The following is a 25,409-nucleotide window of genomic DNA, read 5'->3' as shown; positions in this document are numbered from 1 at the left end:
GGGGCACGGTGTCGCCGGTGATGTCGGCGATACCGGGAGAGAAGTGAACAGGTCGGCCCATTTCGGTGGCGCGGCCGATAGCTTCCTCCATAGCGTCAAGACCGGCGATACGGCGCAGCGTGGGAATGAATGTTCCCCGCTTAGCTACCCACACGACGATTACTACCACCAAGGAAGCGACGATCAGCGCATAGAAACCAAAGATGTTACCCTTAACTAGTTCCATTTTTTCACCTCCTCAAGTCTTTCTCTTTCTGCGCACAGGCACAGAAACTCTTATGCGTAGCTTGCGAAGGCAAGCCTAGCTTACTAAAACAATATTCACGTCAAGCACCTGAATTCCTTCTCTGCCCTGAGAAAAACTTAAAAATTTTTTGGGGACGGAGGAGTGTCGCAGAGGGACGGAGGAGAGCGACAATGTCGTCGCAGAGGAAAAGCAGACTGGGCGAAAACATGGACATCTCTCGCTGGCAGAAAGCAGGAGGCGACAGAAACTCTGTAGGGACGTGCGTTTCGCACGTCCGCGGACGTGCCATAGGCGGCCTGAGGGAAGCATGTCGCGCTCCTCCGTCCCTCTGAGACACTCCTCCGTCCCTCTAAAATTGTTACACAATTATAATAGCAGATACTTATGCACAGCAAAAAACCCGCCGCAGCGGGAAATAGTCTGTGTTTCTCATGTAAGCTCAACGAGGAATGTTCTTTCGGCCGATTTCTCACTTGCTGTCGCGTCGGCAGGTAATTACTCCCTGTTGCGGCCTGCTTTTTGCCCTGTTTTGCGCAACGTCTCCAGCAAAACCTTTAGCTCGGTGAGGCCAGCCGCCACGAGGTTTTCAAGAATGCTAACGGACTCAACTGTGAAGAGAAAGCTAAAGACCACAGTCTTGCTGAGGGCCGACGCTACTTCCAGATTGGCGATATGTTGCACCTGCGCCGCGAGGATACCAAGCGTGAAATAAGCAATAAGCTTAACGAAGGTCCCCGTAAACGCTTTCTGACTCGAGAGGTATCCGCCGCGCATGGCTGCTGTAACTCCCCCGTAGTTAACGACAATGCTTACCAGTTTGGTGATGAGGTCAAGCAACACGGCAATCAACACGGCCAAAAAAGCTGCGTCCGGTTCGACTAAGTAGTAGAAACCGGCCGAGAGTAGAGAGAGAAGCCTCACCCACCGCTGCTCAAGCGCGTCAACCCAGACTGTGTAAAGATGCATATTTCCACTCCTTCCTCATATATAGTGCGGAGAGGGCCGCTTAGCCCCCTCCGCTTTGTGCCTAGCCTAGGATTTGCTCTACGCCGCGGCTGACGACACGCGCCTCGGCAGCGGTAACGAGCCGACCGCCCAGAGATACAAAGGCATTGTGAGTCAAGATATCGGACATTACCGCCGACACCTGCTGCGCAGTTAAGTCATCGCGCGGGTCTACGACCGAAATGGTTACGTTTCTGCCGAGCTCATTGACAAACACCATCTGCAAAGTCTTGTTCATAGTGAACCTCCTTTCACGGTTTCTTGTGGACTTTTTTGGGGACGACTAGGTTCACGTCTAGAGAGGCAACACTCTCGCCTCGTCAATGCGGTGGATGTACACCACGGGATGCTTCTGCAGGCTGCCGAGGGCATTTCCAATCGTTAGCACGCTAGCATCGGTTAAGGCATCGTTCATGCGGTTGTAAGTACGGTGACGGAGCACGGGCGTGCCGTCGGGCGCGAGACCGGTTTGTACACTGACGCGGAGCCTAGACGGCTGATTTTCACGCATAGCCATTTATTTCACCTCCCCTTCTTTGGCTTTGGTCGGCCGACCACTGCACATAGCATACTAGGCGGTAGCAAATGGCGCGAAGCGCGAGTTTGCGGCAAGTACGGCTACTTTCTAGGTAAAAACAACGGCATATCCGACAAAAAGGCTTGAGTTCTGGCAAAGTGGCCTTTAGGATAAGAGAAAGCAAACAAAAAAAGAGGGCTTGCGCCCTCTCTCTCTAGTACGTGCCCTGTTTGTTAACTAGCGACCGTTCCGCCATTTCGATCATCTTGCGGACCATGTGTCCGCCTACTGCACCACAGTCGCGTGAAGAAACGTGTCCCCAGTAATCCTCGCTACCTTGATGAACCGGAATCCCAAGCTCGGCCGCTATTTCATATTTCATGTTGTCAAGAGCCTTATGAGCTTCGGGCACTACCTTCCGCCCAATTTGCGCGCTGCCTTTAGCCACGCTTATCAACTCCTTTCGTGTTTAGGTTGCCCTAAACGGCGCAGGAGATGTAGGCAACATTTTGGGCAAACTTCTATTATTAGCTGTGGCAAAAGAAGTTATACTAAGGGGGTAATCGCCATTTCTAGCATAAAAAGCATTGACGTCGCACGCGCGGCGCTCGCCATTAGTTTAACGCAAAGCAAGAGCGAAGAAACCAGCGCAAAAATGGGATTTCGACGCTCCGGCATTACCGCTACCGCATTTTCTATTTCCGGCGACTTTATCCCCTCGATTCAACAGTGGATTGCCTCTGCTCTAGAAATTTCCAAATCAGATGGCATTATCTGTGGTTCGTTTGTCGACTCGGGCGCCGTCGTCGGCGCTACGCGCGAAGCACTCGCACAGGTAATGCCAAAAGCCGTGGGACTAAACATAGCGGGCAAGATAGGCATCGCCTACTGCAACGAAAATTTGGCCGTTGCGGTACTAATTGGCATTGGTTTGATGGACCTGCATGACGTAGCGGTTGGCCTCGGACACCGCGCGGTGGAGCGCGTCACTGAGCATTCCTAGATGTGGTGACGGCGCTGATGCCTAGCGCACATTCTATGCGCTTCTTCTGCAGCTCGCAGTGTAGCGCGTCCGGCTGCAAAAAGGTGCCGTTGCTGTGATAGGCGTGGGCGTGACAACCCCCGCTGCAAAATAACTTGGCCCAACAGCGCAGGCATTCAGGTTTGTGGTAAATGTTGGCCCGATTAAACTCCTGCGCTAGGTTAGGCGCGGTTACGCCGGCAAAAACCGTGCCCATGGCAAACTTATCTTGCCCTACGAACTGGTGACAGGGGTATAAATCGCCGGCGGGAGTTACGGCTAGGTAATCGCATCCCGCCCCACACCCGCTGACGCGTTTGCCAAAGCAAGGCCCGCCGTAAGTCGCTAGGTTAAAGTGAAAGAAGTTAAAAGGTGCTCCTTCGTCCTGCTTGGCCAGGTAAAACTCGGCTAGGCGCTCGTACTCTAAGCACAGAGTAGCTAAGTGTTCGCGCGTCAGAGCGTAAGGCTCACCTGCCCCGCCTACGACGGGCTCCAGCGAGATTTCGCGCAAGCCTAGGTCGTAGAGGTGCGCGACGTCTAAGGTAAAATTAAGGTTGTGCGCGGTGTAAGTGCCTCGCACATAGTAGTTTTTCCCGCCGCGGTACCGGGCAAACTCCTGCACGGCTTGACTAACCGTGTGGTAGCTCCCCGTGCCGCAGGCATAGGGTCGCATTTGGTCGTTTACATCTTCGCGCCCGTCTAAGCTGAGAACGACGGCCATTTGTTTTTCGTCGAGAAACTTGACGACATCCTCATCGAGCAACGTCGCGTTTGTCGTCAACGTAAACCGGATGACCTTGCCAAACTTTTCTGCCTGTGCTTCGCCGTAGGCGACGACTTCGCGCACCACAGGGAAATTAAGCAGCGGCTCCCCGCCGAAAAAATCCACTTCGAGATGCCGCCTTGAGCCTGACGACGCAAGCAGAAAGTCGATGGCCGCCCGGCCGGTGGTTACGTCCATTAACGCGCGCTCAAAGCCGAAATCGCCTGTGCCGGCAAAGCAGTAGCGACAGCGCAGGTTGCAGTCGTGGGCGACATGCAGGCACAAGGCCTTTACCTCTGCCGAGTGGTCTTCGGTCGGCGTGGGTTCCGGCGGCATTTCGGTATCGATTAGGCCTGCGGCTGTCAGTTCTTCTGCTTCGGCCAGGGCTTGTGTCAGCTCGGGCAAAGAAAAACGCGCGGAGAGAGCCGCGCTGATTTCCTCTCTGGTGTGGTCAGGCCAAAGCTTTAGCACCTCTCCGGCTACCTCATCTACCTCTAGCAGCGTGCCGGTAATAGGGTCAAGCGCTAAAGTCTTGCCTCTAAACTTAAAGACATGCATCTTAGGACTTAACGGTTTTGGCAAACCTGATTGCCGACGGTGCAAGAGGTCTTACACGCGGACTGGCAAGACGTCTGGCATTCCTTGCAAGCTTTTTGCGCGGCGGTAGATTTAATTGTCCCGCGGGCGATCACTTTAATGTGCTTGTTCATAGCTAACACCCCCATAAGTTTCACTTGATTGTACCACATCCCCCGCCCGCAGAACACACGTAGCGCGGTGGCAGCGATGGTTGACAAACAAAACTAAGGCAAATAAAATCGGGAAGGCAGTAAATAAACGATATAGTTCGGAGGAAGCGAAAGTTGCAGCACTCGGGAGCACAGCGTACTTGGCAAGGCATAATGCTCTTTTATCTGGTGGCACTCATAGCAATGGGACTTTTTTGGCCTGGTAGCGAGAATTTGGCAGAGGGTCTGGGGCAAATACTTCGGTCTCCTAGCCTTTTGCTTAGCGACTATATGGTGATTGGGGGACCCGGCGCGGCACTCGTTAACGCCGGGCTAGTCGGGCTGATTGGACTCGCTCTAGTAGCGTTCAGCGGGGCATCCCTCGCGGGGAGCAGTATCGCCGGCATCTTTACTATGGCGGGCTTCGCTTTGTTTGGCAAAAATCCGCTTAACGTCCTGCCGATTATCGCCGGTGTATACCTCTTTAGTCGCGCTAAGCAAGTTCCTTTTAAGACGTATTTGGGCGCGGCTATGTTTGGGACAGCCATTGCGCCGCTCGTGAGTCAGGTGGCGTTTGGCTTTGAGTTGCCGCTCTTCACGGGCCTGGCGGCGGGTTTGGCGGCAGGGTTTGTTATGCCGGCGCTAGCTACGCACCTCTTGCCTAATCATCAGGGCCACAACCTGTATAACATCGGGTTTACGGCCGGAATCCTCGGCACGTTGGCCATGTCTATGCTCAGGGCCGTCGGCCATACTTCCGTGCCGGTAATGCACTGGAGCACGGAGCACACAGCGGCTATGTCATTGGCTTTCGGCGTCTATTTTGTCTCGATGATTCTCTTAGGCCTGCTCCTGCAGGGGACATGGCACGGAGTCGGGGAGATTCATAAGCAGAGCGGAGTTCTCGTCAGCGATTTTACGGCGCTTACGGGTTTCGCTACTACATTTATTAATATGGGCCTCATGGGTTTAATGAGTCTATTGTACTTGTGGTTAGTCGGTGGAGACGTCAACGGCCCCACACTAGGAGGCGTGCTCACGATAGTAGGGTTTGCCGCTTTCGGCAAGCATCTAAAAAACTCCCTGCCTGTGATGGCCGGTGTATGGGTTGCTTGTTTAATCCTAGTGCCCGACGCAGCACAGCCCGCCCCGCAGTTAGCGGCTCTCTTTGGCACCACCCTCGCTCCTATGGCCGGTAGTTTCGGTCCTTTAGTTGGTTTGGCGGCAGGTTTCTTGCACTTAAACACGGTAATGCACGTCGGGGTAATGCACGGGGGAATGAACCTCTACAATAACGGTCTGGCCGGCGGCCTTGTCGCGACTATCATGATTGCGCTAATCCGCGCTTTAACCCCCGCGAAAAACTGAAGCAAAAGGGACGGAGCTTTTTGCTTCTTGCGGAATACACACAGCCCTGCTATCATATGTTTTACTACGAACGTATGTTTGGGGGCACGTGCACATGTCCAAGAAATATAACGAACCGGTACTGGCCTACTGCGCACAGGAAAAGCTTCACGCTTTTATCTGGCGCGGTAGGCTTTATAAAGTGCAAAAAGTAATCGGCACTTGGACGGTAAACAGCGGGTGGTGGCAAAAGCAGCCGGCTCACCGGCGGCATAACGTAGTGTCGGCGCAAAGTAGCTTCGGCGGCAGCGGCGTTTTTGAACTCTATTGCGAAGGGCAAAAGAAGAAGTGGTTTTTGTTTAAGGTACTTGACTGATGTTTGCCCATCTCCACGTTCATTCGCACTTTAGCTTTAAGGATGCAACGCCCTCGCCGCAAGCCTTAGCTAAAAAGGCAGCGGAGTGTGAGATGCCTGCCGTAGCCATAACCGACCACAACACGTTAGCCGGCGCCGTGCGATTCTATAAGGCCTGCCGCGAGACAGGGGTAAAACCCATTGTCGGGTGCGAGGTAACGCTTGACACAGGGCAGCACTTAGTGTTGCTAGCCGTAGACCTTAGCGGCTACAGCAACCTTTGCCGCTTGGTAACGGCAATGCACCTAGGCGACCCCGGCAAAGAACCAAAGGCTAAGCTGACGCAGATGGCCTCACACAGCGCAGGCGTAATTTGCCTGACCGGCTGCAATCACTCCAAATTCGCGCAGGCTACATCCGCTTTGGCCAAAGCTTTTTTAGGCGACTTGCGCGACATCTTCCCTTTGCGGCTGTATGTGGAACTAGAAAACAACCTGACTCCGGCGAGTTCGGCTGTTATGCGGCGCCTTGCTTCTTACGCCGCGGAGTTCAACTTACCGCTTGTCGCCACGAATAATGTGCATTTTCTGCATGCCCGCGAACACCGCAGTCGCGATGTGCTTACAGCCATGGGTGAAAACACTACGATACTGCACCAAAGTAGCGCGCGTCACCCAAACGCAGAGCGGTATTTTAAAAGCGCACAGCAGATGCGCGAAGTTTTTGCCCACTACCCTGAAGCTATCGCCAATACCCTAGTAATTGCCGAGCAATGTAACCTCAAGCTGCCGCTTGGGCAGTATCACTTCCCCTATTTTTCGCTCCCACCCGGCCAAGACGGGTTTTCCTACTTGCGCGAGCTTGCGTTTGAGGGTGCAAGGGAGCGCTACCCAAACACAGCACTGCCGGCGGAACGGTTAGAATATGAGCTCGCGGTGATTAAGCAGCTAGGCTTTGTCGAGTACTTTTTGGTAATGTGGGATATCGTGAACTTTGCGCGCCGCGAGGGGATTCGCTGCGCGGGGCGCGGCTCAGCCGCCGACTCGTTAGTTGCCTATGTGCTCGGGATGACGTCGGTTGACCCTGTGGCCCACGCCTTGCTCTTTGAACGCTTTTTAAACCCAGAGCGACAGGGCATGCCCGATATTGACATAGATTTTGACTCTGCGCGCCGCGATGAAGTCTTGGCCTACGTCTACCATCGCTATGCCGCCGACAAGGTAGCCATGGTCGGCACGGTTAATACCTTTAATGCCCGCAGCGCCTTGCGCGAAGTGGCCAAAGCCCTCGCTCTCCCGCCGGCGGAAATCGACCGCCTGGCAAAACTTATGCCGCATACGGCAGCAAGTAATATACGCAAGGCCATCGACACCTTGCCTGAGCTGAAAAACTTCCCGCGAGGCAAACTCTACCAAGAGATACTAGACATCTGCGCGGACTTAGACGGCGCACCGCGTCACTTAAGCGTGCACTTAGGCGGGGTGGTAGTAAGCCGCGATGCTCTGACAGACCTAGTGCCACTGCAGTGGAGCGCTAAGGGCGTTATTATCACCCAATACGACAAAGACGATATCGAGGCCCTAGGCTTAGTCAAAATGGACTTGCTCGGGCTTAGGATTCTCTCCGCAATGCAAAGTACCGTCGACTCCTTACGCGCAGAGGGTACAGAGCTTTGTCTGGAATCTTTGCCGCTTGACGACGCCAAGACCTATGAACTGCTGCGAAGCACCCGCACGGTCGGCGTATTTCAGCTAGAGAGCCCCGGCATGCGCGAGCTCTTGGGCCGACTGCAGCCTACGCAGTTCGCCGACGTCTTAGCCAACATTGCCCTTTTTCGCCCCGGCCCTATGCAGGCCGACATGGTTAGCCCGTTTATTGCGCGCCGTCACGGGGTAGAGGCCGTAAAATTTGCTCACCCCTGCCTGGCGCCTATTTTGGGTGAGACTTATGGCGTAATCATCTACCAAGAACAAGTGCTGCAGGTCGCGGCAGTAATGGCCGGGTTTACGCTCGGGCAGGCAGACCTCCTGCGGCGAGCCATGACGCGGCACTGTCCGCCGGAGCAAATGGAACGCATCCGCCAAGATTTTAGACACGGCTGTCAAGCGCGCGGCATCGATGCGGAAGTTACCGAGCAGGTATTTGCGCAGCTCTCTGCTTTTGCCGCTTACGGCTTTAACAAGGCCCATGCGGCTACTTTTGGGTTGACTGCTTATCACACTGCTTACCTTAAGGCGCATTATCCCGCGCATTTCTTGGCTAGCCTGCTCAATCACCAGCCCATGGGGTACTACCCGGCACGCGTTATCCTAAATGAAGCAAGGGTTATGGGTATTAAAATACTTCCGCTTGATATTCTGCAGAGCAGCTTCGACTCTACCGTCGAAGACGGCGCTATCCGCGTAGGGCTTAAGCATATAGCGGCGTTAACAAGGGAGCACTATCACTGCCTAGAGACACGCAGGGAGGCCGCTACTTGGTCAACATTCAGCGACGCCCTGGAGGGCCTGCCGTTTCCTTTAGCCGTGTGGGAAAAATTGCGGGAGGCGGGAGCGCTAGATAGGTTTGGGCCGCGGTCTAAGCTAACCCAGACGTTACTTGCGCATTTTGCTGGCGACCGCCGCCGCGAGGCAGGGCACGCTTGGAGCGAAAGGCTGCTAGTCGGTGAGGAGGCGGCAGGCTACGCGGAGCAAGATAACGGCTATGGCAAAAACGACGAAACAGGCCTAGCAGTCAGCTTAAAGGAGCGTCTATGGGGCGAGCTTAATACTACCGGCCTTTGTTATACCGCTCATCCCCTAGCACTCTTCGCCACGTATTTTAGCAGTCTCAAAATAACCACGAGCAGAGAGTTAGACGAACTTCCGCACGGCACAAAAGTGCGCGCGGCGGGGATGATTGTCTCGCGACAAACCCCGCCAACGCGCAGCAAGCAAAGAGTTATTTTCTTGACCATGGAAGACCACACCGGACTTATCGATGTCGCCGTGTTTGCGTCAGCACAGGAAAAGTACGCGCGTTATGCGCTTACGTCCACCTTACTGCTTGTCGAGGGGACGCTTCGCAAAACAGGTGTGTGCGGAGCAAGCATCACCGCTCTTAGAGTGCTGGATTTACGCGAAGCGATTAGGGGGAAGGTTTGAGCCGTGAAGCAAAAGGCTCCGTCCCTTTTGCTTCCCACGGGCGGCGGGCGCGGGGAGCGCCGAGGATTTCGGCCCAGACGACGCCAAGGCGCGCGGCTTGCTGGTCGATAGCGACAGCGGGGCGCGCTACCCTCACAGGCGGCATGTCCGGCGAAGACGCAGCCATCTGCTGCGCAACGGGCGCTACGGGCTGCCAAGCAGGCGGTGCGGGGATGGGTTCTCTCTTTTGTTCGACTGCGGGTTGTGTTCGCCGCGGCCTAGTAGGGCCATAGTTCCTAGGGTAGTACTCTGGTTTCATGCCCATCGTTGTCTACTCCTCGCCGTTTCTTTAACCCTTTTCCTGGTCACTGCACTTAGTGCTCTCAGGTTTGCCGATAGACTGCCGCATCTCGGTATCCGACTTGATGTTTTGCATGTTGAGATAATCCAGTACACCAAGCCTACCTGCCCTCAGCGCGTCAGCCATGGCTAGGGGTACTTCCGCTTCTGCGGCCACAACTTTAGCGCGCATCTCCTGCACGGCGGCTAGCATTTCTTGCTCTCGCGCTACTGCCATGGCGCGCCGCTCTTCCGCTTTTGCTTGGGCAATGCGCTTGTCGGCTTCAGCTTGGTCGGTCTGCAGCTGCGCGCCGATATTCTTACCAACGTCAACATCGGCAATATCTATCGAGAGAATCTCGTAGGCGGTTCCGGAATCAAGGCCCTTGTTAAGCACCGTGCGTGAAATCTTGTCTGGGTTCTCGAGGACTTCCTTGTGTGTTTCAGCTGAGCCAATCGTCGTGACGATTCCCTCGCCTACACGGGCAATAATCGTCTCTTCTCCTGCTCCGCCCACCAGACGGCTAAGATTAGCCCGTACGGTGACGCGAGCTTTGGCACGCACTTCGATGCCATTCTTAGCAACCGCCGATACCACTGGGGTTTCGATTACTTTGGGGTTCACACTGACCTGCACGGCCTGCAACACGTCGCGTCCGGCTAGGTCAATCGCCGCCGTGCGCTCAAAGCCGATGTCGATGCCCGCCCGCTGCGCCGCAATGAGTGCGTTGACGACGCGGTCTACGTTGCCACCGGCGAGGAAATGTGCCTCCAGCTTATTGACGTCTAGCCCCAGCCCGGCTTTGTTTGACTTAATCAGCGCGTTGACAATACGCGCCGGAGGCACACGCCTAAGGCGCATTCCGATAAGCGTCACAATACCTACTGGCACACCTGCGGCCAGCGCGGCAATCCAAAGACCTAGCGGCACAAAGCTTAAGAAAATAGAGACACCGAAGAAGATTAGCGCCAGGAGAAACAGAGTTTCGGGAATGATCGGCATTTGTCTACCTCCTTTATTTGTCTTTCGGACGAACTACGATGCGGGTGCCCTCGGTTTTTACGACGACAACAGCAACACCGGCTTCAATAAAAGCCCCGTCGCTGACTACGTCCATGCGCTTGCCCAAGATGTCGGCAATGCCGGCGGGGCGAAGGGTGGTAATGGCGATGCCGACAGAACCTACGAGGCTAGCCTCATCGCTAGGAGCGACGTAGCCGCGGTCTTTCGTTTCCGCATACCTGAGTATGATTTGCGACCATACCGGGGAACGTCGAATCAGTCGAATGCCCAGCAAGAAGAGCAATACTGCTACTCCAAGGGCCACAAGAATCATGCGCACGCCTTGCCCAGTGTCAAGCGCCGACCACGCTACCGCCGTAAACACGGCTGCAGTGCCGCTTAGGCCAATGATGCCAAAGCTTGGAATGAACGCTTCGATTACTAACAGCAATAAACCGGCTACGAATATCACGATAACCTCCCTTCCCGCAAGACCTGCGAAGATATGACCGCCAAAGAACAGCGCAAAAGCAAGCAACCCGATGCCACCCGTCAAAACAAACTCGCCGGTGGACATGGCGATAGCAAGCGCAGCCATCCCAATTCCGAGCAGAAGTGTAGCAACGACCGGGTCGGTGAGAAAACGCGCCAGCAGTTCGGCCGGGGCCTTGGGCACGGAACGCAACTCGGCGGTGGCTAGGCCCAGCTCAGCTAAGAGGTCGTGCAAATGGCCAAATACCCCGTCTATAAAGCCTATTTCCTGCGCTTGGGTGTAGGTTAAGGTCAACAGGGTGTCTTCAGCGTCTAGATTGGGAATAACAATAGACATACGCACCATCGCGGCCGCGATTTCCGGGTCCTTGCCCTGCCGCTCGGTCACGGAACGCATACGCGCTTCCCAGGCGGAGAGCGTCTTTTCGTCGGCGGCCTGGCCGTCCATGCGCCGCGGTTCGGCTGCGCCAATTACACTGCCCGGCGCCATATACATCTTTTGCGCCGAGAGCGCGAGGAATGCGCCAGCGGACAAAGCGTTATAGCGAATGTACGCGTAGACCGGCACGCGTGAATCGTGGATAAGGTCGCTAATGTCAAACGCCGCCGACAACAGCCCCCCCGGCGTGTCGATTTCGAGGATGATGGCTCGAGCATTTGCGCCCTCCGCCTCGGCGAAAGCCCGCTGCAAGTAGCGCAACATACTCGCGTCGACGATGCCGCTTACGGGGATAGCAAACACTACCTCCGTCTCGGCCTCCGCCGGCAGCGGGAACATAAGGAGGTAAGGCAGCAACAGCACGGTTACAAGACCTGCCATAAGCGCCTTAGTCGCTTTAACTTTCATGGAGCACCTCCCCCAAGTGTCTTGTTACCATTGTATAGCAAATGGGTCACAAATTAAATAGCCCATATCTATACTACGAGATATGGGCACGTGTGTTTCATCGGCCAAGAAATAACCCGGGCGACCCCGGGTTATGGCTTACGTCGCAGTCTGGGCCGTGGCGCAAGCGTCGCCCCAACCGCGCCACAGATTACTGCGCCGGCTATCCGCCATAGCGCGAGCGCAGCTGCGGGCTCAGCCAAGACCAATCTGCCGAGCAAGAGCACGAGGAGACCGTATAACAAACCGACTATCCCGCCGTGGATAAGAGCGGCGCGGTGCGCGCTGCCGCCGGCAGTAAACCCACCCCACAAGACACTAAAGACGCCGGTAACAGTAGCTATAAGCGGCAAATGCTCGTCGGTCAAGGCGGTATATGTCACTACGGCGCTCACAACCGCGAAAAGCACGAGCGATAAGATAAAGGCGGAAAGGGTGCCACGAAGCAGAGCGCGCGGCTCCAGCAAAGGCCCAGCTGACGCAGTATCCTGACTTAGTTTACGGCGCGAAGAACCGCGCCGTGAAGCAAAAAGCTCCGTCCCTTTTGCTTCCATACCCCACCTCCTTAGAGCTGTGGTATACCCTATGTCCTAAGCAGGCGCGATAGAACTTCGCGGGCGAAGTCGCCGCTTCTGTCGTCCTTAATTGCTTGGCGCAGGTCGGCCATCAGGCGCAGCAGGAAGCGCAGGTTGTGTATCGAGATAAGCGTAAGCCCTAGGACTTCCTCGGCTTTAATTAAATGGCGTACGTAGGCCCGGCTAAAGTGTTGGCAGGTATAGCAGTCGCACCCGGCTTCAATGGGCGCAAAGTCTTCCGCATAGGTGGCATTGCGCACCACAACTTTGCCGTCTGCCGTCAGGGCCGTGCCGTTACGGGCGACGCGCGTGGGCAAGACGCAGTCAAACATATCGATGCCGCGGAGGACGCCCTCTACCAAGCAGTCTGCGCTGCCTACACCCATCAGGTAGCGCGGCTTGTCTTTTGGCATGAGTGGCACGGTGCTCTCCAGCACTTCGTACATTAAGGGCTTTGGTTCCCCTACGCTTAGGCCGCCTAGCGCGTAGCCCGGAAAGTCGAGCTCTACCATGGCTCTAACGCTATCGGCCCGCAAGTCCTTATACATCCCGCCCTGAATAATGCCAAAGAGAGCTTGCTCGCTAGGCTTCGCGTGGGCTTTGCTGCAGCGCTCGGCCCAACGTATGGTGCGCTCCAGTGAGTTCTTGGCGTAAGCGTAGTCCGCCGGATAAGGCGTGCATTCGTCAAAGCACATAATAATGTCTGCGCCGAGGGCGTTCTGCACCTGTGTCGCCAGATCGGGGCTTAAAAACTGCCGCGAACCGTCGAGGTGCGACCTAAACTCCACGCCCTCTTCCGTAATCTTTCGCAGCTCGTTCAGAGAGAAAACCTGAAAGCCGCCGCTGTCGGTGAGAATACTTCCCGGCCACTGCATAAAGCGATGCAGTCCCCCCGCCCTTTCCACCAAGGTGTGGCCGGGCCTTAAGAAGAGGTGGTAGGTGTTGCTTAAAATTATTTCTGCACCTAGGGCGGTAAGTTGCGCCGGGGTAAGCGTCTTGACGGTGGCTTGGGTGCCGACCGGCATAAAGACAGGTGTGTTAAAGCTCCCATGCGGGGTAGTGAGGACGCCGAGCCGCGCCCCGGTCTGCCGGCAGGTTTTCTCTAGTTTAAACTTAATGGCCAAATGCTTCACTCCTAGATAATTAGCATGGCATCGCCAAAGGAGAAGAACCGATAACGCTCCGCAATGGCAGCTTGGTAGGCGTTTAACACATTCTCTCTGCCGGCAAGTGCCGCGACAAGCATAATTAAGGTTGACTTTGGCAGGTGAAAATTAGTGATTAGGCCGTCAACGGCGCGAAAGTGATGCCCGGGGTAGATAAAGATGTCCGTCCAGCCTAAAGATGCCGGTACGAACCCTTTGTCGTCGGCAATAGTCTCTAGGGTGCGGAGCGGCGTTGTACCCACGACGACCACCTTGTTGCCTCGCTCCCGCGCTCTGTTGATAGCCAGAGCGGTATCCGGTTTTACCTCAAAGTACTCGCTATGCATTTTGTGCTCGGCAATGTCATCCACTTGCACGGGCCTAAATGTGCCAAGGCCGATGTGCAGCGTCAGGAAGACAATTTCTATGCCCTTGTCTCTTATCTCGTCAAGCAAGCCTGTAGTAAAATGCAGCCCCGCCGTAGGGGCGGCCGCCGAGCCGAGGTTCTTGGAGTAAACGGTCTGATACCTTTCTTTATCCGCGAGTTGCGTCTTAATGTAGGGGGGAAGCGGCATTTCTCCGAGGCGGTCAAGCGCGGCGTAGAAGTCGCCCTCTACGTTAAAGCGCAGGACTTTTCCGCCTGCAGCGGTGTCGCCGAGGACGACAGCCGTCATTTCACCGTCGCCAAACTCAACCTCTGTACCTACACGCAGGCGCTTGCCCGGGCGCGCCAATACTTCCCATTCGTAGCCGTCTGACAGCGTCTTGAGCAGCACCACTTCAATGACTGCGCCGGTACTGCGCTTTCGCCCGAGCAGGCGAGCCGGCAAGACCTTAGTGTCGTTAAGCACTAGGACATCGCCCGGGGTTAGGTAGCTTAAGACCTCGGAAAAGCGGCGGTGTTCTATCGCCCCGTTATCTTTATGTAGCACCAGCAAACGGGAAGCCGCCCTCTCCGGCAGCGGATGCTGCGCTATGAGTTCGGGCGGCAGAGAGAAATCAAAATCGCTAAGTTTCACGGTCGCACTCCCTTCACTAATGCGGTATATCGGCTAGCAAAATGCCGCGATAGTAATGTTCCAAGATTTGGCGGTAGTTATGCCCGTGTTCCGCCATACCGCGCGCGCCCCATTGGCTCATGCCTACGCCGTGCCCCCAACCGCTGCCGACAAAGGCAAAACTACTAGGTGCCGAACTGATAGTGCTGTTCGCGCTTGCGCTGCGCACGGTGTGCTCTCGCGCTAGAGGCACAGGCTGCACACCGGTGGCCGTCGCCACATGCGCGCCGTGCAGCCCGGGCAGGCTAGACGTCCCATGCGCGCTCTGCACTGCCACGGGGGCCGCGCGGCCCGTAACCGTATACATAGTGGAGCGCAACGCAAACAGGCCGGCGCTGCCGTCCGGCAGTCTAGGCTGCTGGCGCGTAAGTGACAGGCGGCCCGCCGTGCCGATTATCGTCAGATTCGACACGCGCCCTGAAGGGAAACGGCTCTCCACTTGGAGCGCGAGAACGTCGCCTACATCTGTGCCGTTAAAACGCGCAATCTCCCGCATTTGCGCTTGGGTAAGCTCGCGTTCCCATCTAGCCTGCGTAGAACCCGCTAATGCGCCAAACGGATCCGGTACGCCAATTAGATATGGGATTGCCCTTGTCCAGACGTTCTCTACATTTTCGGTATGTCCGCCGCTGTCGGAGTGATAAAAAGTAGAGGCGGGTCGGCCGTTAAAGAGGGCGACGACGCCGCGCGTCTCGTCGACGGCTTGATTCGAGTTTGGGTGTTCCCACTCGACCCCGCCGTAGGCCTGGCAACACGTGCTTAAGTGACACAGGTCAAAGCCCAAAGCAGCGTGCTTATTGCGGTTGGCATAAGCGTACGTGCGCGCCACAACCGCCTGAGCTTTGAGCGCTTCTAGATGCCAACTCGCGGGCATTTCTCGCGGCACTACGCCTTTAAGGTAATCATCTACATGCATAAGACTAACGACCATAAATCGGTTTGAATGGTTTAGCGTAAACTCAAAAACGCCACGGTGCTGCCGCCCTTCCACACTCATAAAAGCTCCGCTCGTCTGTGCGCGCAGTATGAGTCCAGACAAGTTAGCGTAAACAAACAAGAGTCTCCCGTCTTGACTAATCACGTGCATGCGCCTGAAGTCGCCGGGGAGAGTTTCCCATACCAGCTCCGGCGTAGCGAGAGCTAAGGCTCCCCGCACCGAGTCGATTAAGGTAGTATCCGTGGCATAGCCTACTGCTACGCGCCAAGCGCCGTCAAAGTGGAGCCTGCCCACGAGGCCGGCCACCGCTAACCGCTCGCGAATGATTTCTGCCTCTTCAATAGCGGAAAAGGGAGGCGAAACAAGCGAAAGCATACCCCGCACCGTGATGCCGTTTAGGCCGGCGGCGGATAGGTGGGGAAGGTGCTGCACAGCTTGATCAACTGAAGCAAACAAGCCTCCGACTACCACAAACCCGGCGCCCTCGCGCAAAATATAGGCCGGGCCGCTGTTTGTCGGCCACCTAGACAACGCTTGCGCGGCAGCCGCGTGGTCGTTAAAAGGGCCTACCGCCAAGCGGACAGCTTCGCGTTGGATTTGCCATGCGCCGCTTTCATCGGCTAAGAGCGGAATCACCGCGCCGTCAGTCGCGGTTAGGCCAAACTCCACGCGCGTCGCCGCATTTAGGCGCACGGCAGGGAGAGCATTAGCCCCGTGGTGAAGGCCAATGCGAAACATATAGATGTCTAGCGGAAAACCGTCGGCAAAGGTAGCGCGGTGAAACAAAAAAAGCGGCAGGGCTAGGCTGACGCACAGGATAGCGACTAGTGCTGCTGCTCTGATGTTACTTCTGTGCATTAGTTGTCACCTCGCACCGAGTTTTAAAGGGGCTGCTGGCTCTTGGCTCCTGGCTCCTGGCTCCTGGTAGAGGGGGTGCCCAGTGCACAGTGCCTAGTGCCCAGTAGGACAGGGGCCCATCCCCGCAGTTCACGATTCACGATTCATGATTCACGATTGCCCCACCGCCTACTTCGACACAGTTCGCTCCTTCTCCTCTATTTCTGGCGTTTGGGGCGCGTCTGGCGCTCGTATGCGCTTAACAAGCAACCGCAGTAGTTCTGGCGGTAGAGACCGAGGGCGCGCGCGGGGGCGAAGGTAGCGTTAAAGTGCGGGCGGAAATCCCGGTAATAAAAGGGGATGCCGACATGCAGGGCTACGGCTTCGGCGACAGCCACTAGTTCGGCGTGTTTTTGGTAGGGGCTAATGAGCAGCGTGGTCGAGAAAGCGTCGTACCCTTGGGCTTTAGCCCGTTCGGCAGTCTTTATCAAGCGCAAGTGATAGCAGGCGCGACACCGGTCAGATAATGATGAGCCTACCTCTTTAATCCATGCTGGCACGTCGTAGGACTCATCAAGCAGCAAAGGGACCCCGACGCCCTCGGCCCAAGTGCGGGCAGCCTCAAGCCGCCGCAGATATTCCTCGTAGGGATGGATGTTAGGGTTATAAAAGAATCCCGTGACGGCGTGGCCTTCGTCGCGCAAGTGCTGCGTCACATAAGTTGCACAGGGGCCGCAGCAGGTGTGCAGGAGTATGCGCATACCAGTCACTCCCTGTTCCAGGGCAGATTCATATGCTCGTAGGCTAAACGCGAGGCCAGACGGCCGCGCGGTGTCCGCTGCAGGAAGCCTAGCTGCAGCAGGAAAGGCTCAATCACGTCCTCAATCGTCTCAGGGGCTTCGCTAATGGCTGCGGCCATGGTTTCGAGCCCGACCGGGCCGCCGTCGAACTTAACGAGCAAAGCCTCGAGGAGTTTGCGGTCAACTGCGTCTAGGCCTAGCGCATCGACTTCGAGCATGTCTAGAGCTCTGTCCGCGAGCGGAGCGGTTATCTCGCCTTCACCGCGCACCTCGGCAAAATCGCGCACCCGACGCAGCAACCTGTTCACGACGCGGGGCGTGCCGCGCGCACGGCGTGCCAGCTCCGCCGCCCCGCGTGGCTCTACCGGCACCGCAAGGATACGCGCGGAGCGGCGGACGATTTGTTCGAGCTCAGCCGTCGTATAAAACTCCAGGCGGCAGATGACGCCGAAGCGGTCGCGTAGCGGCGAGGTGAGCGCGCCGGCGCGGGTCGTTGCGCCTATTAAAGTAAACTTCGGTAAATCTAGGCGAATGCTGCGCGCGCTTGGCCCCTTGCCGATGACGATATCTAGCGCGAAGTCTTCCATGGCCGGATACAGCACTTCCTCTACGGCGCGACTTAAGCGGTGGATCTCGTCGATAAACAGGCAGTCGTTTTCGGCCAGATTGGTGAGGATGGCGGCCGCGTCGCCCGGGCGCTCAATCGCCGGGCCAGAGGTTACGCGAAGCTGCACGCCTAGTTCGTTGGCAATTACACCGGCTAGCGTCGTCTTGCCAAGTCCAGGCGGGCCATAGAGCAAACAGTGGTCAAGCGGTTCTTTTCGCCGCTTGGCTGCCTCGATAAACACCTCTAGGTTTTCCTTGGCCTTGGCTTGGCCGATGTACTCTTTTAGGTACTTAGGGCGGAGACTAGTATCTAGCGCGTCCTCGGCAACTTCCGCCTGGGCGCTGATAATCCTTCTTTCCATCCTCTGTTATCTCCCCTGCGCAAGTGTTTTTAGCACGGCCCGCAGCACCGCTTCCACCGTTGCGTGATGTCCCAGTAGCGCAAGTGCCTGCTTTAAGTGCGGCGCATATTCCTGCTCTGCATACCCTAGACCCCTAAGCGCCGCACTCGCCTGCACATCCACCCCGTGAACTGCGGCACCGTCGGGCAAGGCATCGGTAGTGCCAGGAGCGAGCGCCATGTGGCGCGCCATCTTGTCTTTTAGTTCCAACACCAGGCGCTCCGCGGTTTTGCGGCCGACACCGGGCACTTTGGTGAGCCACGCCACATCGCCCGTCACGAGCGCGCCGTAAACGGTCATCGTACTGCCGGCTGCACATAGGCTAAGCGCGAGCTTAGGCCCAATGCCGGAAACGCCAAGCAGCGCTTCAAACAGCGCCACTCCCTCGGCGTCGGGGAAGCCGTAGAGCGAGAGTTCGTCCTCCCGCACGTGCATGTATGTATATAAGGTAACATGTTCGTCAAGAGGTAGCTCGGCCAACACGCGAGCGGTAGTAAAAATCCTGTAGCCGATGCCGGAGTTATCGACGATTGCCGCTTGGGCTGCTTTATGTTTAAGAACACCGGAAATATAGCTATACATGCTGCTCTCCCTTCCGCACGGCGCGTTGATAGCGGTAGGACTGCAGATGACAAAGGCAAATAGCCACCGCATCGGCCGCGTCGTCGGGGCGAATGATGTCCTTTAGGCCAAGTAGAGACTGCACCATGCGCTGCACCTGTGCTTTATCCGCGCGGCCATAGCCTGTAACAGCCTGCTTGACCTGTAGCGGCGTGTACTCCACGACCTCTAAGTTGTGCTCCGCCGCCACGAGTATGGCGACACCCCTTGCCTGCCCTACGGAAAGTGCGGTCGTTACGTTAGTGTTAAAGAACAGCTGCTCTACCGCGACACAATCGAGGGTGAAGCGGCGACAGAGCGCATCGAGTCCGTGGAAGATTAGCTTAAGTCGCTCCGGCAGGGGCGCGTGCACAGGCGTGCGAATAGCGCCATGCTCTAAGAGCAGGGCTCCGCTCCCCCTTTCTTCTACTACGCCGTAACCTGTCAAACCGATGCCGGGATCTATGCCGAGAATAATCATGCCATCACTCCCTGAACATCAGTTCGTGATGGCGGCAGGCTTTCCTTCTTTTTAGTATTCTATTCCCTCAAGAAACAGCATCAAAGCGTGGTCATCGCGGATGGGAATACCGCGCTGTAGGCTAGCCTGAAAGTCCCGGGGCAAGAGCTCTACCCGCACCGCGGTCAGCTGTTTAAGAGGTGCGCCTTGACTGGGGGCACCGTAGTAGATGGCGACATAGCCGTCCTGAACGCCGGCAAAGTACTGCGGCCGACACGCCGGACACAGCGCGGTGACCGTGCCTTGTCGCATGACGCCAGTCGCGGACGTGGCTATATCGGCATCCTCCCAGACGATATCCCCTGCTGTAAGGTCAAAGTAGCGGAGCAGGCCGGCTAGACCGTCCTTAGGGGAATGGGAGTAGTAATGCCCGCAGGCAAAACGCAGGCGGTAGGTTAGGAGCGCCTCCGCTAAGTCGCCTGCGTCGGCGAGCCCATTTTCATCCGGCGGCTTGGCCTGTGGGGGCAAAGGTCTGGTCAAAAAGGCATAAAGCATCGCGGCGCACACCAGCACAAGTAGCGCCCCCGCACCAAGCAACCACCACTTTCTAGACACAAAGACATCCTCCTTGTCGGTAGGATGTCTCCCGTGCCCGGTAATATACAGCAGCGTTACAGCTTAGGCGTAGGCGGCAACCGCTTCTTGTGCGCGCTGATGGCCGCTAAGTGGTCTACTCGTTCTTTAACATGTGGTTCGGCTTCGCCCGTCAAGATGTACTGGTCGAGCTCGGCATAGGTAACGCCCATTTCAGCCTCATCAGTCTGGTTTGCCCAGAGGCCGGCCGTGGGCGGTTTGTCCAAGATTACTTGGGGCACTTCAAGGTACACGGCTAACTCCCTGACTTGGGCTTTAACGAGCGAGGCGAGCGGCATCAGGTCTACACCCCCGTCGCCATGCTTAGTGAAGTAGCCTACGGTGTACTCGCTTAGGTTCCCCGTGCCTAGCACTAGGGCCGAGTGCAGGCTAGCATAGAAGTAGAGGGCCGCCATGCGTAAGCGCGGTTTGATGTTAGCGAGTGCCAGGCGCGGTGCATCGCCGCCCGCGAGAGGCATGGATACGGCACTCTGGAAAGCGTCGTAGGCCGTAGATAAGTCTACGTCGAGGACTTTAAGGTCGAAGGTTCTAGCTACCAGCAGCGCGTGCTCGCGGTCTAGTGGGTCTGAGTGTATGGGTAAGATTACGCCAAGGGCACCATCCGGCAGGGCAAGCTTAGCCAGCCCCGCGACTACCGCCGAATCGAGTCCTCCGCTTAAGCCAAACACTACCCCGTTCATGTTGGCGGCGCGCACCTGTTGCGAAATCCAGGCGGCCATCTTGCGCGCTAAGACTCCTGCTTCCATGAGAAACCTCCCTTGTAGGCGGCTTGCTGTCTACACATTAAATCTTATGCTGCAAATGTCTCCGTCGCTTACGATATAGTCCTTGCCTTCTAGGGAAACCAATCCTTTTTCTTTTAGCTTAACCGCGCTGCCGTAGCTTTCTAAATCAGCATACCGCATGACTTCAGCGCGGATAAAGCCCCGCTCTAAGTCGGAATGAATCTTCCCTGCCGCTTGCTTAGCGGTCGTACCTGCGCGCACGGTCCAAGCTCGCACTTCGTCTTCGCCTACGGTGAAGAACGAAATTAGACCTAACACCTGGTAACTAGCGCGCGCCACGCGGTCTATACCTGGGACGTCAAGCTTTAGCTCCGCGAGAAACTCATCTCTTTCCGGGCCGTCTAGCTCGGAAACTTCAAGCTCCGTGTTAGCGCTCATCTCTAGGAGCGGTAGTCCCCGCTCCTCTGCGTAACTCTGCAGTTCTTCTTTGCGCGGATAAGTGCCGGTGACAAACTGCTCGTCGTCTAAGTTCACGACCATAATCAGGGGTTTTCCGGTTAGAAAGGTGTAACTGGTAAGCAGCTTCTCTTCCTCCGGCAGGAGGGCGAAAGTGGAAAACGGCTGCTCGGACTCTAGATGTGTTAAGATTCGCGTCAGCAGCTCGATCTCCTGCTCCGTTTGGGCAGAGCGTTTTTTGCCTTCGTTTAAGCGCGAAAGACGCTTGTCCACAAAGGATACATCTGCCATCAACAGCTCATAGGCAATCGTATGGACATCGCGGAGCGGGTCGACGCTGCCTTCCACATGCTCTAAGTCGGCGGCAAAGGCGCGCACCACATGCACGAGAGCGTCTACCTGCCGTATGCCGTCTAAAAAGGTGTTGCCGACTCCTAAACCCTCGGATGCGCCGCGCACTAACCCCGGAACATCGACAAACTCAATCTGCGCATAGGTGGTCTTGCGAGGCCGATAAAGATTAGCGAGAAAGTCGACACGCCTGTCCCTCACTGCGGCTAACCCTTGGTTAGATTCTGTCTTTCCCGTGAAGAACTTACTGGTCTCTTTGCGCGTGCCAGTAAGTAGGTTGAACACGGTGGTTTTGCCCACCATGGGCAACCCAATAATTCCGCATGATGGCATCTAGTTAGAACCGCCTTCCCCTTCGTCTTCTTTGTAGAGTGCACTGACTTCTTTCACGGCGTCGCCGATAATCCGCTGCACGTCTGAGAATATAACCCCAAAGCGTGCTTCCGCGTGCATATAGTCGCGCACGTGGCTGTTGAGATTGATGATTTCCGCGAGCGTCTGCAGAGATTTCCTCTCAGCTTCGTCAACTTGCCGCCCCGACATTATTGCTGTCTGGAAGGCAATCTCTTTCTTGCGGTAATCCTTAAACATCTCTAGCGACTGAATGTCGCTCGTCAGTTTGTTTTGGGCCGTCAACAGCGCTTGATACTCCGGCGCGCTCCTGAGAGCGCGTGCTAACTCATGGGCTATATCATGGATGAGCACACTGACCACCTCCTGTAATTCTAGAGGTTATTATATACTAAGGACGTGCACTTGTCGCGCGCTGAGGCGCGGGACAGAGCTGAAACATGATTTCTTATGAAGCGTCCTCGGCAAGAGAATGTGCAAGACTGGAACAAAGGGGACGGTTCTTCGTGGAAACCTAAGTCTACCGTGCCTGAAACAAAAAGAACCGTCCCTTTTGTTTCTCAGTCTGGCGGAGGGAGTGTGAACATACGAAATGCAGATAGTCGCAGGAACAGCGCGTGATGGCGCAAGCTTAGCGGAGCTCATGAACATCGCTTGCCGTGACAAACGCAATTTCACGCCTGTTACAGAGCAATCGCTGCAGGCATTGTGGGGCCGCAACCCGGCGTACGCCAGCGCTGGTCTGCTGTTAGCGAAAAACGACGACGGCACACTGCTCGGAGCAACGCACGCGCTCTACGATGCTGACACAGAAAAGGGGTACCTGCCCTTTCTTCTGTCACGGCCGGGCGATGAAAGCTACGTGTGGCCGCTACTTCTGACGGCTAGCGAGCGGTACTTAGAGAAAGCCGCGCATGTCACCATAGGTTCGCCCTATACGCCACTTTACTCCGCCCTCGAGGGTCGCTTTCAGCCACTGTGGGGAACTACCGAAATGATGGAGCCCGTAGAGACTGACGAAAAGCTGCTTGCGTTTCTTAGGGAACGAGGCTTTCGCCTGCGCCGCAAGCATCTGACCATGACCAAGGTGATAAACGGAGGTATAGATTCACCACAGCGGCACAGAGAACACGGAGGAGAACCGAGAGAAACAAGGGGGACGGTTCTTGAAACAGGGGGGACGGTTCTTCGTGAAACAGGGGGGACGGTTCTTCGTGGAAACATAGGGGATCAAGTACGCGCCAAAACAAAAAGAACCGTCCCTTTTGTTTTCTTGCAGGGAGCGGAGTGCTGGCAGAACAATTACGATTGGTATGGAGCGACCGCGGCAGAAGAATTTGGTCAGCCGAACTACGCGCTTAATGTACTGGTGGCACGGGAAGACTACCATGTGATGGGGCACATCGCTTGGTATGCTATGCGGCAGCGCGGGAAAGCTGCCATATGTGACCTAGAGGTAGCAAAGAGGCACCGCCGCCAAGGAATTGGGGCTTATCTAGTGCACTCGGCCCTAGCATATCTGGCCGAGCGCGGCTTCGATGAAATCGAGCTGTGCACGACACCTGCAGAGAGCAGAGCGGCTTACCGTCTGTACTTGAAATATGGCTTTACGCCGGCATGTGCTTGGATCGAGATGTCCAAGAAGCTGTGCTAGTCGAGTTAGCGTTCAGACACAGAGAGCACAGAGAGAAGAAAAAACAAAGTTTTCATATCGCGTCGACAAACTCGTCGACTGTCAGATTAGCATCACGAAGGAGTTTGCGCAATGTTCCCTTTGCCAGTTCTTTGTGATCTGGAACTGACAAGGTGGCGATCTCTCCTTCTTTTGTCATAATTATGTGACTACCCCGTTGCCGAGCAATGCCCCACCCGAGGGCCTTAAACACACGCACAGCTTCTTCCCCGCTAAGAACCGGAAGTGAGGCCATTAGGCAATGACCTCTACCTGCCTCGTCTCAACGGTGAGTGGCATTCCTTTTTCTGATCGGACTTCAAGACACAGTGCAATTGCTTCTCGAATATTGGTGAGTGCTTCGTCTTTCGTCTTGCCCTGACTGACACACCCGGGAATAGATGGGCACTGCACAATCCATACGCCATCTTCGTCGCGATCAAGAATCACGTTGAACTTCATCTTTCGTCACCACCTCTACATGATAATGCTTATTCGTCTCTGTAAGAAGAGTTTATTTTGCGAGACGGGGATTGTCAAGAATAGCTAGCGCGCTGCAGGGCTGTTGCGAAACACAGAGTCGTGTCCTTAGTTAAATTTTTTTGTTGTTATCTTTGTACTAGGAGGAAATTGTTATTGGTTAAAGAACGTAGTATAATGAAAGTGCAGCCGCCAGACATCCCGCTTGGGGTAGGCAAGCGGAAACTAGGTTGCTACACGAGCTTGATATCAGGGGGGACTTTTACTTGAAGAAATTCTTGGCAGTAGCTGCCGTCGCGCTAGTGACCGTGGCAGCACTTGCGGGCTGTGCTCCGCAAGCGATTCACAATGACGGTACTTTTATCGCTGTTTCGGATGCAACGGACCGCGGTTTTGTGCGTGCCGAAGTAACCATCGCCCGAGACAAGATCACTGCTGTTAAACTTACCGAGTTCGACGCCTTAGGCCTAGAAAAAGGCCCGAACTACGGCCATGCACCGTTCCATACTTTCCTTGCCGAAATGCCTAAGCGCTTTGTCGAGAAGAACAGCTGGGATGTCGACGTAGTGTCGCAAGCCACCGGCTCCTCTAACCGCGCAAAGCAAGCGGTGCTCCGCGCCACACAGATGGCCCGCAAGACCAAGACTACCGCCGCTACCATGTGGGATGGCACTTTTATGGCCATCAGCGACCGTACTGAGCGCGGCTGGGGCATCGCTTGGGTCACTATCAGCGACGGCAAGATTAGCCGCGTAGTGCTCCACGAAACGCGCCCCGCGCAGGAGCGCGACGCTGCAGGTGCTGTGGTAATGGGTCCGGACGGCAGAGCGATAGTCCGTAAGGATGCCGCAGGCAACGTAATCTTTGAACGCAAGCCCGCTGATTACGCATTCGCGCCGTATCACGAAGCGATTGTGGAACTACCGAAGCGCTTCGTCGCCAAGAACAGCGCCCAGGTCGACGTATTTACCGGCGCTACCGGCACCTCGAACAACTCCATGCAGGCTGTACAGCGCGCGCTAGACTCAGCCAAACGCTAGATAACAACAGGAATCTACCTACCGACAAGAGGCTACCCCTTTGGGTAGCCTCTTGAGCTGCTTCCCCTAGGCGAGCAAACAGAGAGGAGAACAAAAGGGACGGTTCTTCTTGGAAAGGGGACATGGAAGCAACAGAGGGACAGAAACATGGAAAGCAGTTTAGCACTTGCAGGATTATATCCGAGTATAGAGAAAGATCCTGACTTCAGGACAAACGCCCCCTAATTCGTTTCTAAGGTAGCCCGGAGACTGTTGTCACGCAATGGTTTTCGGGCTTTTGCATGCCTCGAATTTGCTAAAATATTTGTCCTGTTATGTGCGGTTATTTTGTTGCGGACTTAGAGCCAAGATGATATAATTAGCTATAGAACTGGCACGCCGCGCGAGGAGCTCGCTGTCATGTACGTTGCAGTAACAGGGTCAGGAAAAGCGAGGG

The 25,409-nt window shown here is 55.8% G+C and carries 30 protein-coding genes; 6 read left to right on the top strand and 24 right to left on the bottom strand.

Features of this window, described 5'->3' with window-relative positions:
- The 5 genes from KGZ66_01795 to KGZ66_01775 all read right to left on the bottom strand — a co-directional run.
- Positions 1-226: hypothetical protein (locus KGZ66_01795; GenBank protein ID MBS3984321.1), on the bottom strand; the 226-nt coding region annotated here is incomplete at its 3' end.
- Positions 227-742: 516 nt separating this feature from the next.
- Positions 743-1,213, bottom strand: coding sequence for a phage holin family protein (locus tag KGZ66_01790; GenBank protein ID MBS3984320.1), 471 nt, complete (start codon positions 1,211-1,213; stop codon positions 743-745).
- 61 nt (positions 1,214-1,274) lie between these two features.
- Positions 1,275-1,490 carry a DUF2922 domain-containing protein gene (locus KGZ66_01785; GenBank protein MBS3984319.1) on the bottom strand — a complete coding sequence of 72 codons (216 nt, stop codon included), beginning with the start codon at positions 1,488-1,490 and terminating at the stop codon, positions 1,275-1,277.
- A 57-nt stretch (positions 1,491-1,547) separates the two neighbouring features.
- Positions 1,548-1,769, bottom strand: coding sequence for a DUF1659 domain-containing protein (locus tag KGZ66_01780; GenBank protein ID MBS3984318.1), 222 nt, complete (start codon positions 1,767-1,769; stop codon positions 1,548-1,550).
- A 214-nt stretch (positions 1,770-1,983) separates the two neighbouring features.
- Positions 1,984-2,151: an alpha/beta-type small acid-soluble spore protein gene (locus KGZ66_01775; GenBank protein ID MBS3984317.1), complete on the bottom strand. Its 168-nt coding sequence runs from the start codon at positions 2,149-2,151 to the stop codon at positions 1,984-1,986.
- Between the two features lie 15 nt (positions 2,152-2,166).
- Between KGZ66_01775 and KGZ66_01770 the strand changes: the two genes are divergently transcribed.
- On the top strand, positions 2,167-2,772 hold the full coding sequence (locus KGZ66_01770; GenBank protein ID MBS3984316.1) for a hypothetical protein: 606 nt from the start codon (positions 2,167-2,169) through the stop codon (positions 2,770-2,772).
- Here KGZ66_01770 and scfB read toward each other — a convergent pair.
- Together scfB and scfA are read right to left on the bottom strand one after the other, a co-directional pair.
- Positions 2,756-4,111: a thioether cross-link-forming SCIFF peptide maturase gene (scfB, locus tag KGZ66_01765; GenBank protein ID MBS3984315.1), complete on the bottom strand. Its 1,356-nt coding sequence runs from the start codon at positions 4,109-4,111 to the stop codon at positions 2,756-2,758. The two genes, KGZ66_01770 and scfB, sit on opposite strands and share 17 nt — an antisense overlap.
- Positions 4,112-4,119: 8 nt before the next feature.
- On the bottom strand, positions 4,120-4,263 hold the full coding sequence (gene scfA, locus KGZ66_01760) for a six-cysteine ranthipeptide SCIFF (protein ID MBS3984314.1): 144 nt from the start codon (positions 4,261-4,263) through the stop codon (positions 4,120-4,122).
- A gap of 153 nt (positions 4,264-4,416) precedes the next feature.
- Here scfA and KGZ66_01755 point away from each other — a divergent pair, with 153 nt between their 5' ends.
- The 3 genes from KGZ66_01755 to KGZ66_01745 all read left to right on the top strand — a co-directional run bounded on the left by KGZ66_01755 (position 4,417) and on the right by KGZ66_01745 (position 9,126).
- On the top strand, positions 4,417-5,649 hold the full coding sequence (locus tag KGZ66_01755) for a DUF1576 domain-containing protein (GenBank protein MBS3984313.1): 1,233 nt from the start codon (positions 4,417-4,419) through the stop codon (positions 5,647-5,649).
- Positions 5,650-5,743: 94 nt separating this feature from the next.
- The gene (locus tag KGZ66_01750) at positions 5,744-6,004 is read left to right on the top strand and encodes a hypothetical protein (GenBank protein ID MBS3984312.1); all 261 of its coding nucleotides are present in this window, start codon (positions 5,744-5,746) and stop codon (positions 6,002-6,004) included.
- The gene (locus tag KGZ66_01745; protein MBS3984311.1) at positions 6,004-9,126 is read left to right on the top strand and encodes a DNA polymerase III subunit alpha; all 3,123 of its coding nucleotides are present in this window, start codon (positions 6,004-6,006) and stop codon (positions 9,124-9,126) included. The genes KGZ66_01750 and KGZ66_01745 overlap by 1 nt, the downstream gene beginning before the upstream one ends.
- Here KGZ66_01745 and KGZ66_01740 read toward each other — a convergent pair.
- From KGZ66_01740 to KGZ66_01670, 15 genes are all read right to left on the bottom strand, one after another.
- Entirely contained in the window at positions 9,110-9,430 is a 321-nt protein-coding gene (locus KGZ66_01740; GenBank protein MBS3984310.1) for a hypothetical protein, read from the bottom strand. The two genes, KGZ66_01745 and KGZ66_01740, sit on opposite strands and share 17 nt — an antisense overlap.
- A 24-nt stretch (positions 9,431-9,454) precedes the next feature.
- Positions 9,455-10,441 (bottom strand): flotillin-like protein FloA, encoded by a 987-nt coding sequence (floA, locus tag KGZ66_01735; protein MBS3984309.1) that lies wholly within the window; start codon positions 10,439-10,441, stop codon positions 9,455-9,457.
- Between the two features lie 19 nt (positions 10,442-10,460).
- Complete coding sequence (locus tag KGZ66_01730) at positions 10,461-11,786, bottom strand: nodulation protein NfeD (GenBank protein ID MBS3984308.1); 1,326 nt, start codon at positions 11,784-11,786, stop codon at positions 10,461-10,463.
- A 131-nt stretch (positions 11,787-11,917) separates the two neighbouring features.
- A complete protein-coding gene (locus tag KGZ66_01725) occupies positions 11,918-12,379 on the bottom strand; it encodes a TIGR04086 family membrane protein (GenBank protein MBS3984307.1) in 462 nt (153 codons plus the stop codon).
- 29 nt (positions 12,380-12,408) lie between these two features.
- Complete coding sequence (tgt, locus tag KGZ66_01720) at positions 12,409-13,524, bottom strand: tRNA guanosine(34) transglycosylase Tgt (GenBank protein MBS3984306.1); 1,116 nt, start codon at positions 13,522-13,524, stop codon at positions 12,409-12,411.
- Between the two features lie 11 nt (positions 13,525-13,535).
- On the bottom strand, positions 13,536-14,564 hold the full coding sequence (queA, locus tag KGZ66_01715; GenBank protein ID MBS3984305.1) for a tRNA preQ1(34) S-adenosylmethionine ribosyltransferase-isomerase QueA: 1,029 nt from the start codon (positions 14,562-14,564) through the stop codon (positions 13,536-13,538).
- A 16-nt stretch (positions 14,565-14,580) separates the two neighbouring features.
- On the bottom strand, positions 14,581-16,398 hold the full coding sequence (locus KGZ66_01710; protein ID MBS3984304.1) for a SpoIID/LytB domain-containing protein: 1,818 nt from the start codon (positions 16,396-16,398) through the stop codon (positions 14,581-14,583).
- Between the two features lie 197 nt (positions 16,399-16,595).
- Entirely contained in the window at positions 16,596-17,138 is a 543-nt protein-coding gene (locus KGZ66_01705; protein MBS3984303.1) for an epoxyqueuosine reductase QueH, read from the bottom strand.
- A gap of 5 nt (positions 17,139-17,143) precedes the next feature.
- Entirely contained in the window at positions 17,144-18,145 is a 1,002-nt protein-coding gene (ruvB, locus tag KGZ66_01700) for a Holliday junction branch migration DNA helicase RuvB (GenBank protein ID MBS3984302.1), read from the bottom strand.
- A 6-nt stretch (positions 18,146-18,151) separates the two neighbouring features.
- Entirely contained in the window at positions 18,152-18,766 is a 615-nt protein-coding gene (gene ruvA / locus KGZ66_01695; GenBank protein ID MBS3984301.1) for a Holliday junction branch migration protein RuvA, read from the bottom strand.
- Positions 18,759-19,265, bottom strand: coding sequence for a crossover junction endodeoxyribonuclease RuvC (gene ruvC / locus KGZ66_01690; protein MBS3984300.1), 507 nt, complete (start codon positions 19,263-19,265; stop codon positions 18,759-18,761). Before ruvC ends, ruvA begins: the two co-directional genes overlap by 8 nt.
- Positions 19,266-19,316: 51 nt before the next feature.
- The gene (locus KGZ66_01685) at positions 19,317-19,859 is read right to left on the bottom strand and encodes a BofC C-terminal domain-containing protein (protein ID MBS3984299.1); all 543 of its coding nucleotides are present in this window, start codon (positions 19,857-19,859) and stop codon (positions 19,317-19,319) included.
- A gap of 56 nt (positions 19,860-19,915) precedes the next feature.
- Entirely contained in the window at positions 19,916-20,644 is a 729-nt protein-coding gene (gene nadE / locus KGZ66_01680) for an NAD(+) synthase (protein MBS3984298.1), read from the bottom strand.
- Between the two features lie 30 nt (positions 20,645-20,674).
- On the bottom strand, positions 20,675-21,763 hold the full coding sequence (gene ychF / locus KGZ66_01675) for a redox-regulated ATPase YchF (GenBank protein MBS3984297.1): 1,089 nt from the start codon (positions 21,761-21,763) through the stop codon (positions 20,675-20,677).
- Positions 21,764-22,135: a YlbF family regulator gene (locus KGZ66_01670; protein ID MBS3984296.1), complete on the bottom strand. Its 372-nt coding sequence runs from the start codon at positions 22,133-22,135 to the stop codon at positions 21,764-21,766. It abuts the gene before it with no gap.
- A 238-nt stretch (positions 22,136-22,373) separates the two neighbouring features.
- On the opposite strand from KGZ66_01670, the gene KGZ66_01665 reads away from it, so the two are divergent.
- Positions 22,374-23,435 (top strand): GNAT family N-acetyltransferase, encoded by a 1,062-nt coding sequence (locus tag KGZ66_01665; GenBank protein MBS3984295.1) that lies wholly within the window; start codon positions 22,374-22,376, stop codon positions 23,433-23,435.
- Positions 23,436-23,487: 52 nt separating this feature from the next.
- On the opposite strand, the gene KGZ66_01660 is transcribed toward KGZ66_01665, so the two are convergent.
- Together KGZ66_01660 and KGZ66_01655 are read right to left on the bottom strand one after the other, a co-directional pair.
- Entirely contained in the window at positions 23,488-23,709 is a 222-nt protein-coding gene (locus tag KGZ66_01660) for a type II toxin-antitoxin system HicA family toxin (GenBank protein ID MBS3984294.1), read from the bottom strand.
- On the bottom strand, positions 23,709-23,915 hold the full coding sequence (locus KGZ66_01655) for a type II toxin-antitoxin system HicB family antitoxin (GenBank protein ID MBS3984293.1): 207 nt from the start codon (positions 23,913-23,915) through the stop codon (positions 23,709-23,711). Before KGZ66_01655 ends, KGZ66_01660 begins: the two co-directional genes overlap by 1 nt.
- Before the next feature lie 284 nt (positions 23,916-24,199).
- Between KGZ66_01655 and KGZ66_01650 the strand changes: the two genes are divergently transcribed.
- On the top strand, positions 24,200-24,973 hold the full coding sequence (locus KGZ66_01650; GenBank protein ID MBS3984292.1) for an FMN-binding protein: 774 nt from the start codon (positions 24,200-24,202) through the stop codon (positions 24,971-24,973).
- Positions 24,974-25,409: the final 436 nt, after the last annotated feature.

The sequence above is a fragment of the Selenomonadales bacterium genome (genome assembly GCA_018335585.1).
GTDB lineage: Bacteria > Bacillota > UBA994 > UBA994 > UBA994 > UBA994.
Note: the sequence above shows the minus strand (reverse complement) of the source record. Positions and strands in the feature narration are given on the sequence as shown.

What these genes read in the sequence shown, in the direction of transcription:
- KGZ66_01790 (MBS3984320.1), bottom strand. Translation starts at nt 1,213, where the DNA reads ATGCATCTTTACACAGTCTGGGTTGACGCGCTTGAGCAGCGGTGGGTG.
- KGZ66_01785 (MBS3984319.1), bottom strand. Translation starts at nt 1,490, where the DNA reads ATGAACAAGACTTTGCAGATGGTGTTTGTCAATGAGCTCGGCAGAAAC.
- KGZ66_01780 (MBS3984318.1), bottom strand. Translation starts at nt 1,769, where the DNA reads ATGGCTATGCGTGAAAATCAGCCGTCTAGGCTCCGCGTCAGTGTACAA.
- KGZ66_01775 (MBS3984317.1), bottom strand. Translation starts at nt 2,151, where the DNA reads ATGAAATATGAAATAGCGGCCGAGCTTGGGATTCCGGTTCATCAAGGT.
- KGZ66_01770 (MBS3984316.1), top strand. Translation starts at nt 2,167, where the DNA reads ATGAGCTTCGGGCACTACCTTCCGCCCAATTTGCGCGCTGCCTTTAGC.
- scfB (MBS3984315.1), bottom strand. Translation starts at nt 4,111, where the DNA reads ATGCATGTCTTTAAGTTTAGAGGCAAGACTTTAGCGCTTGACCCTATT.
- scfA (MBS3984314.1), bottom strand. Translation starts at nt 4,263, where the DNA reads ATGAACAAGCACATTAAAGTGATCGCCCGCGGGACAATTAAATCTACC.
- KGZ66_01750 (MBS3984312.1), top strand. Translation starts at nt 5,744, where the DNA reads ATGTCCAAGAAATATAACGAACCGGTACTGGCCTACTGCGCACAGGAA.
- KGZ66_01745 (MBS3984311.1), top strand. Translation starts at nt 6,004, where the DNA reads ATGTTTGCCCATCTCCACGTTCATTCGCACTTTAGCTTTAAGGATGCA.
- KGZ66_01740 (MBS3984310.1), bottom strand. Translation starts at nt 9,430, where the DNA reads ATGGGCATGAAACCAGAGTACTACCCTAGGAACTATGGCCCTACTAGG.
- KGZ66_01730 (MBS3984308.1), bottom strand. Translation starts at nt 11,786, where the DNA reads ATGAAAGTTAAAGCGACTAAGGCGCTTATGGCAGGTCTTGTAACCGTG.
- KGZ66_01725 (MBS3984307.1), bottom strand. Translation starts at nt 12,379, where the DNA reads ATGGAAGCAAAAGGGACGGAGCTTTTTGCTTCACGGCGCGGTTCTTCG.
- KGZ66_01710 (MBS3984304.1), bottom strand. Translation starts at nt 16,398, where the DNA reads ATGCACAGAAGTAACATCAGAGCAGCAGCACTAGTCGCTATCCTGTGC.
- KGZ66_01705 (MBS3984303.1), bottom strand. Translation starts at nt 17,138, where the DNA reads ATGCGCATACTCCTGCACACCTGCTGCGGCCCCTGTGCAACTTATGTG.
- ruvB (MBS3984302.1), bottom strand. Translation starts at nt 18,145, where the DNA reads ATGGAAAGAAGGATTATCAGCGCCCAGGCGGAAGTTGCCGAGGACGCG.
- ruvA (MBS3984301.1), bottom strand. Translation starts at nt 18,766, where the DNA reads ATGTATAGCTATATTTCCGGTGTTCTTAAACATAAAGCAGCCCAAGCG.
- ruvC (MBS3984300.1), bottom strand. Translation starts at nt 19,265, where the DNA reads ATGATTATTCTCGGCATAGATCCCGGCATCGGTTTGACAGGTTACGGC.
- nadE (MBS3984298.1), bottom strand. Translation starts at nt 20,644, where the DNA reads ATGGAAGCAGGAGTCTTAGCGCGCAAGATGGCCGCCTGGATTTCGCAA.
- ychF (MBS3984297.1), bottom strand. Translation starts at nt 21,763, where the DNA reads ATGCCATCATGCGGAATTATTGGGTTGCCCATGGTGGGCAAAACCACC.
- KGZ66_01665 (MBS3984295.1), top strand. Translation starts at nt 22,374, where the DNA reads ATGCAGATAGTCGCAGGAACAGCGCGTGATGGCGCAAGCTTAGCGGAG.
- KGZ66_01660 (MBS3984294.1), bottom strand. Translation starts at nt 23,709, where the DNA reads ATGGCCTCACTTCCGGTTCTTAGCGGGGAAGAAGCTGTGCGTGTGTTT.
- KGZ66_01655 (MBS3984293.1), bottom strand. Translation starts at nt 23,915, where the DNA reads ATGAAGTTCAACGTGATTCTTGATCGCGACGAAGATGGCGTATGGATT.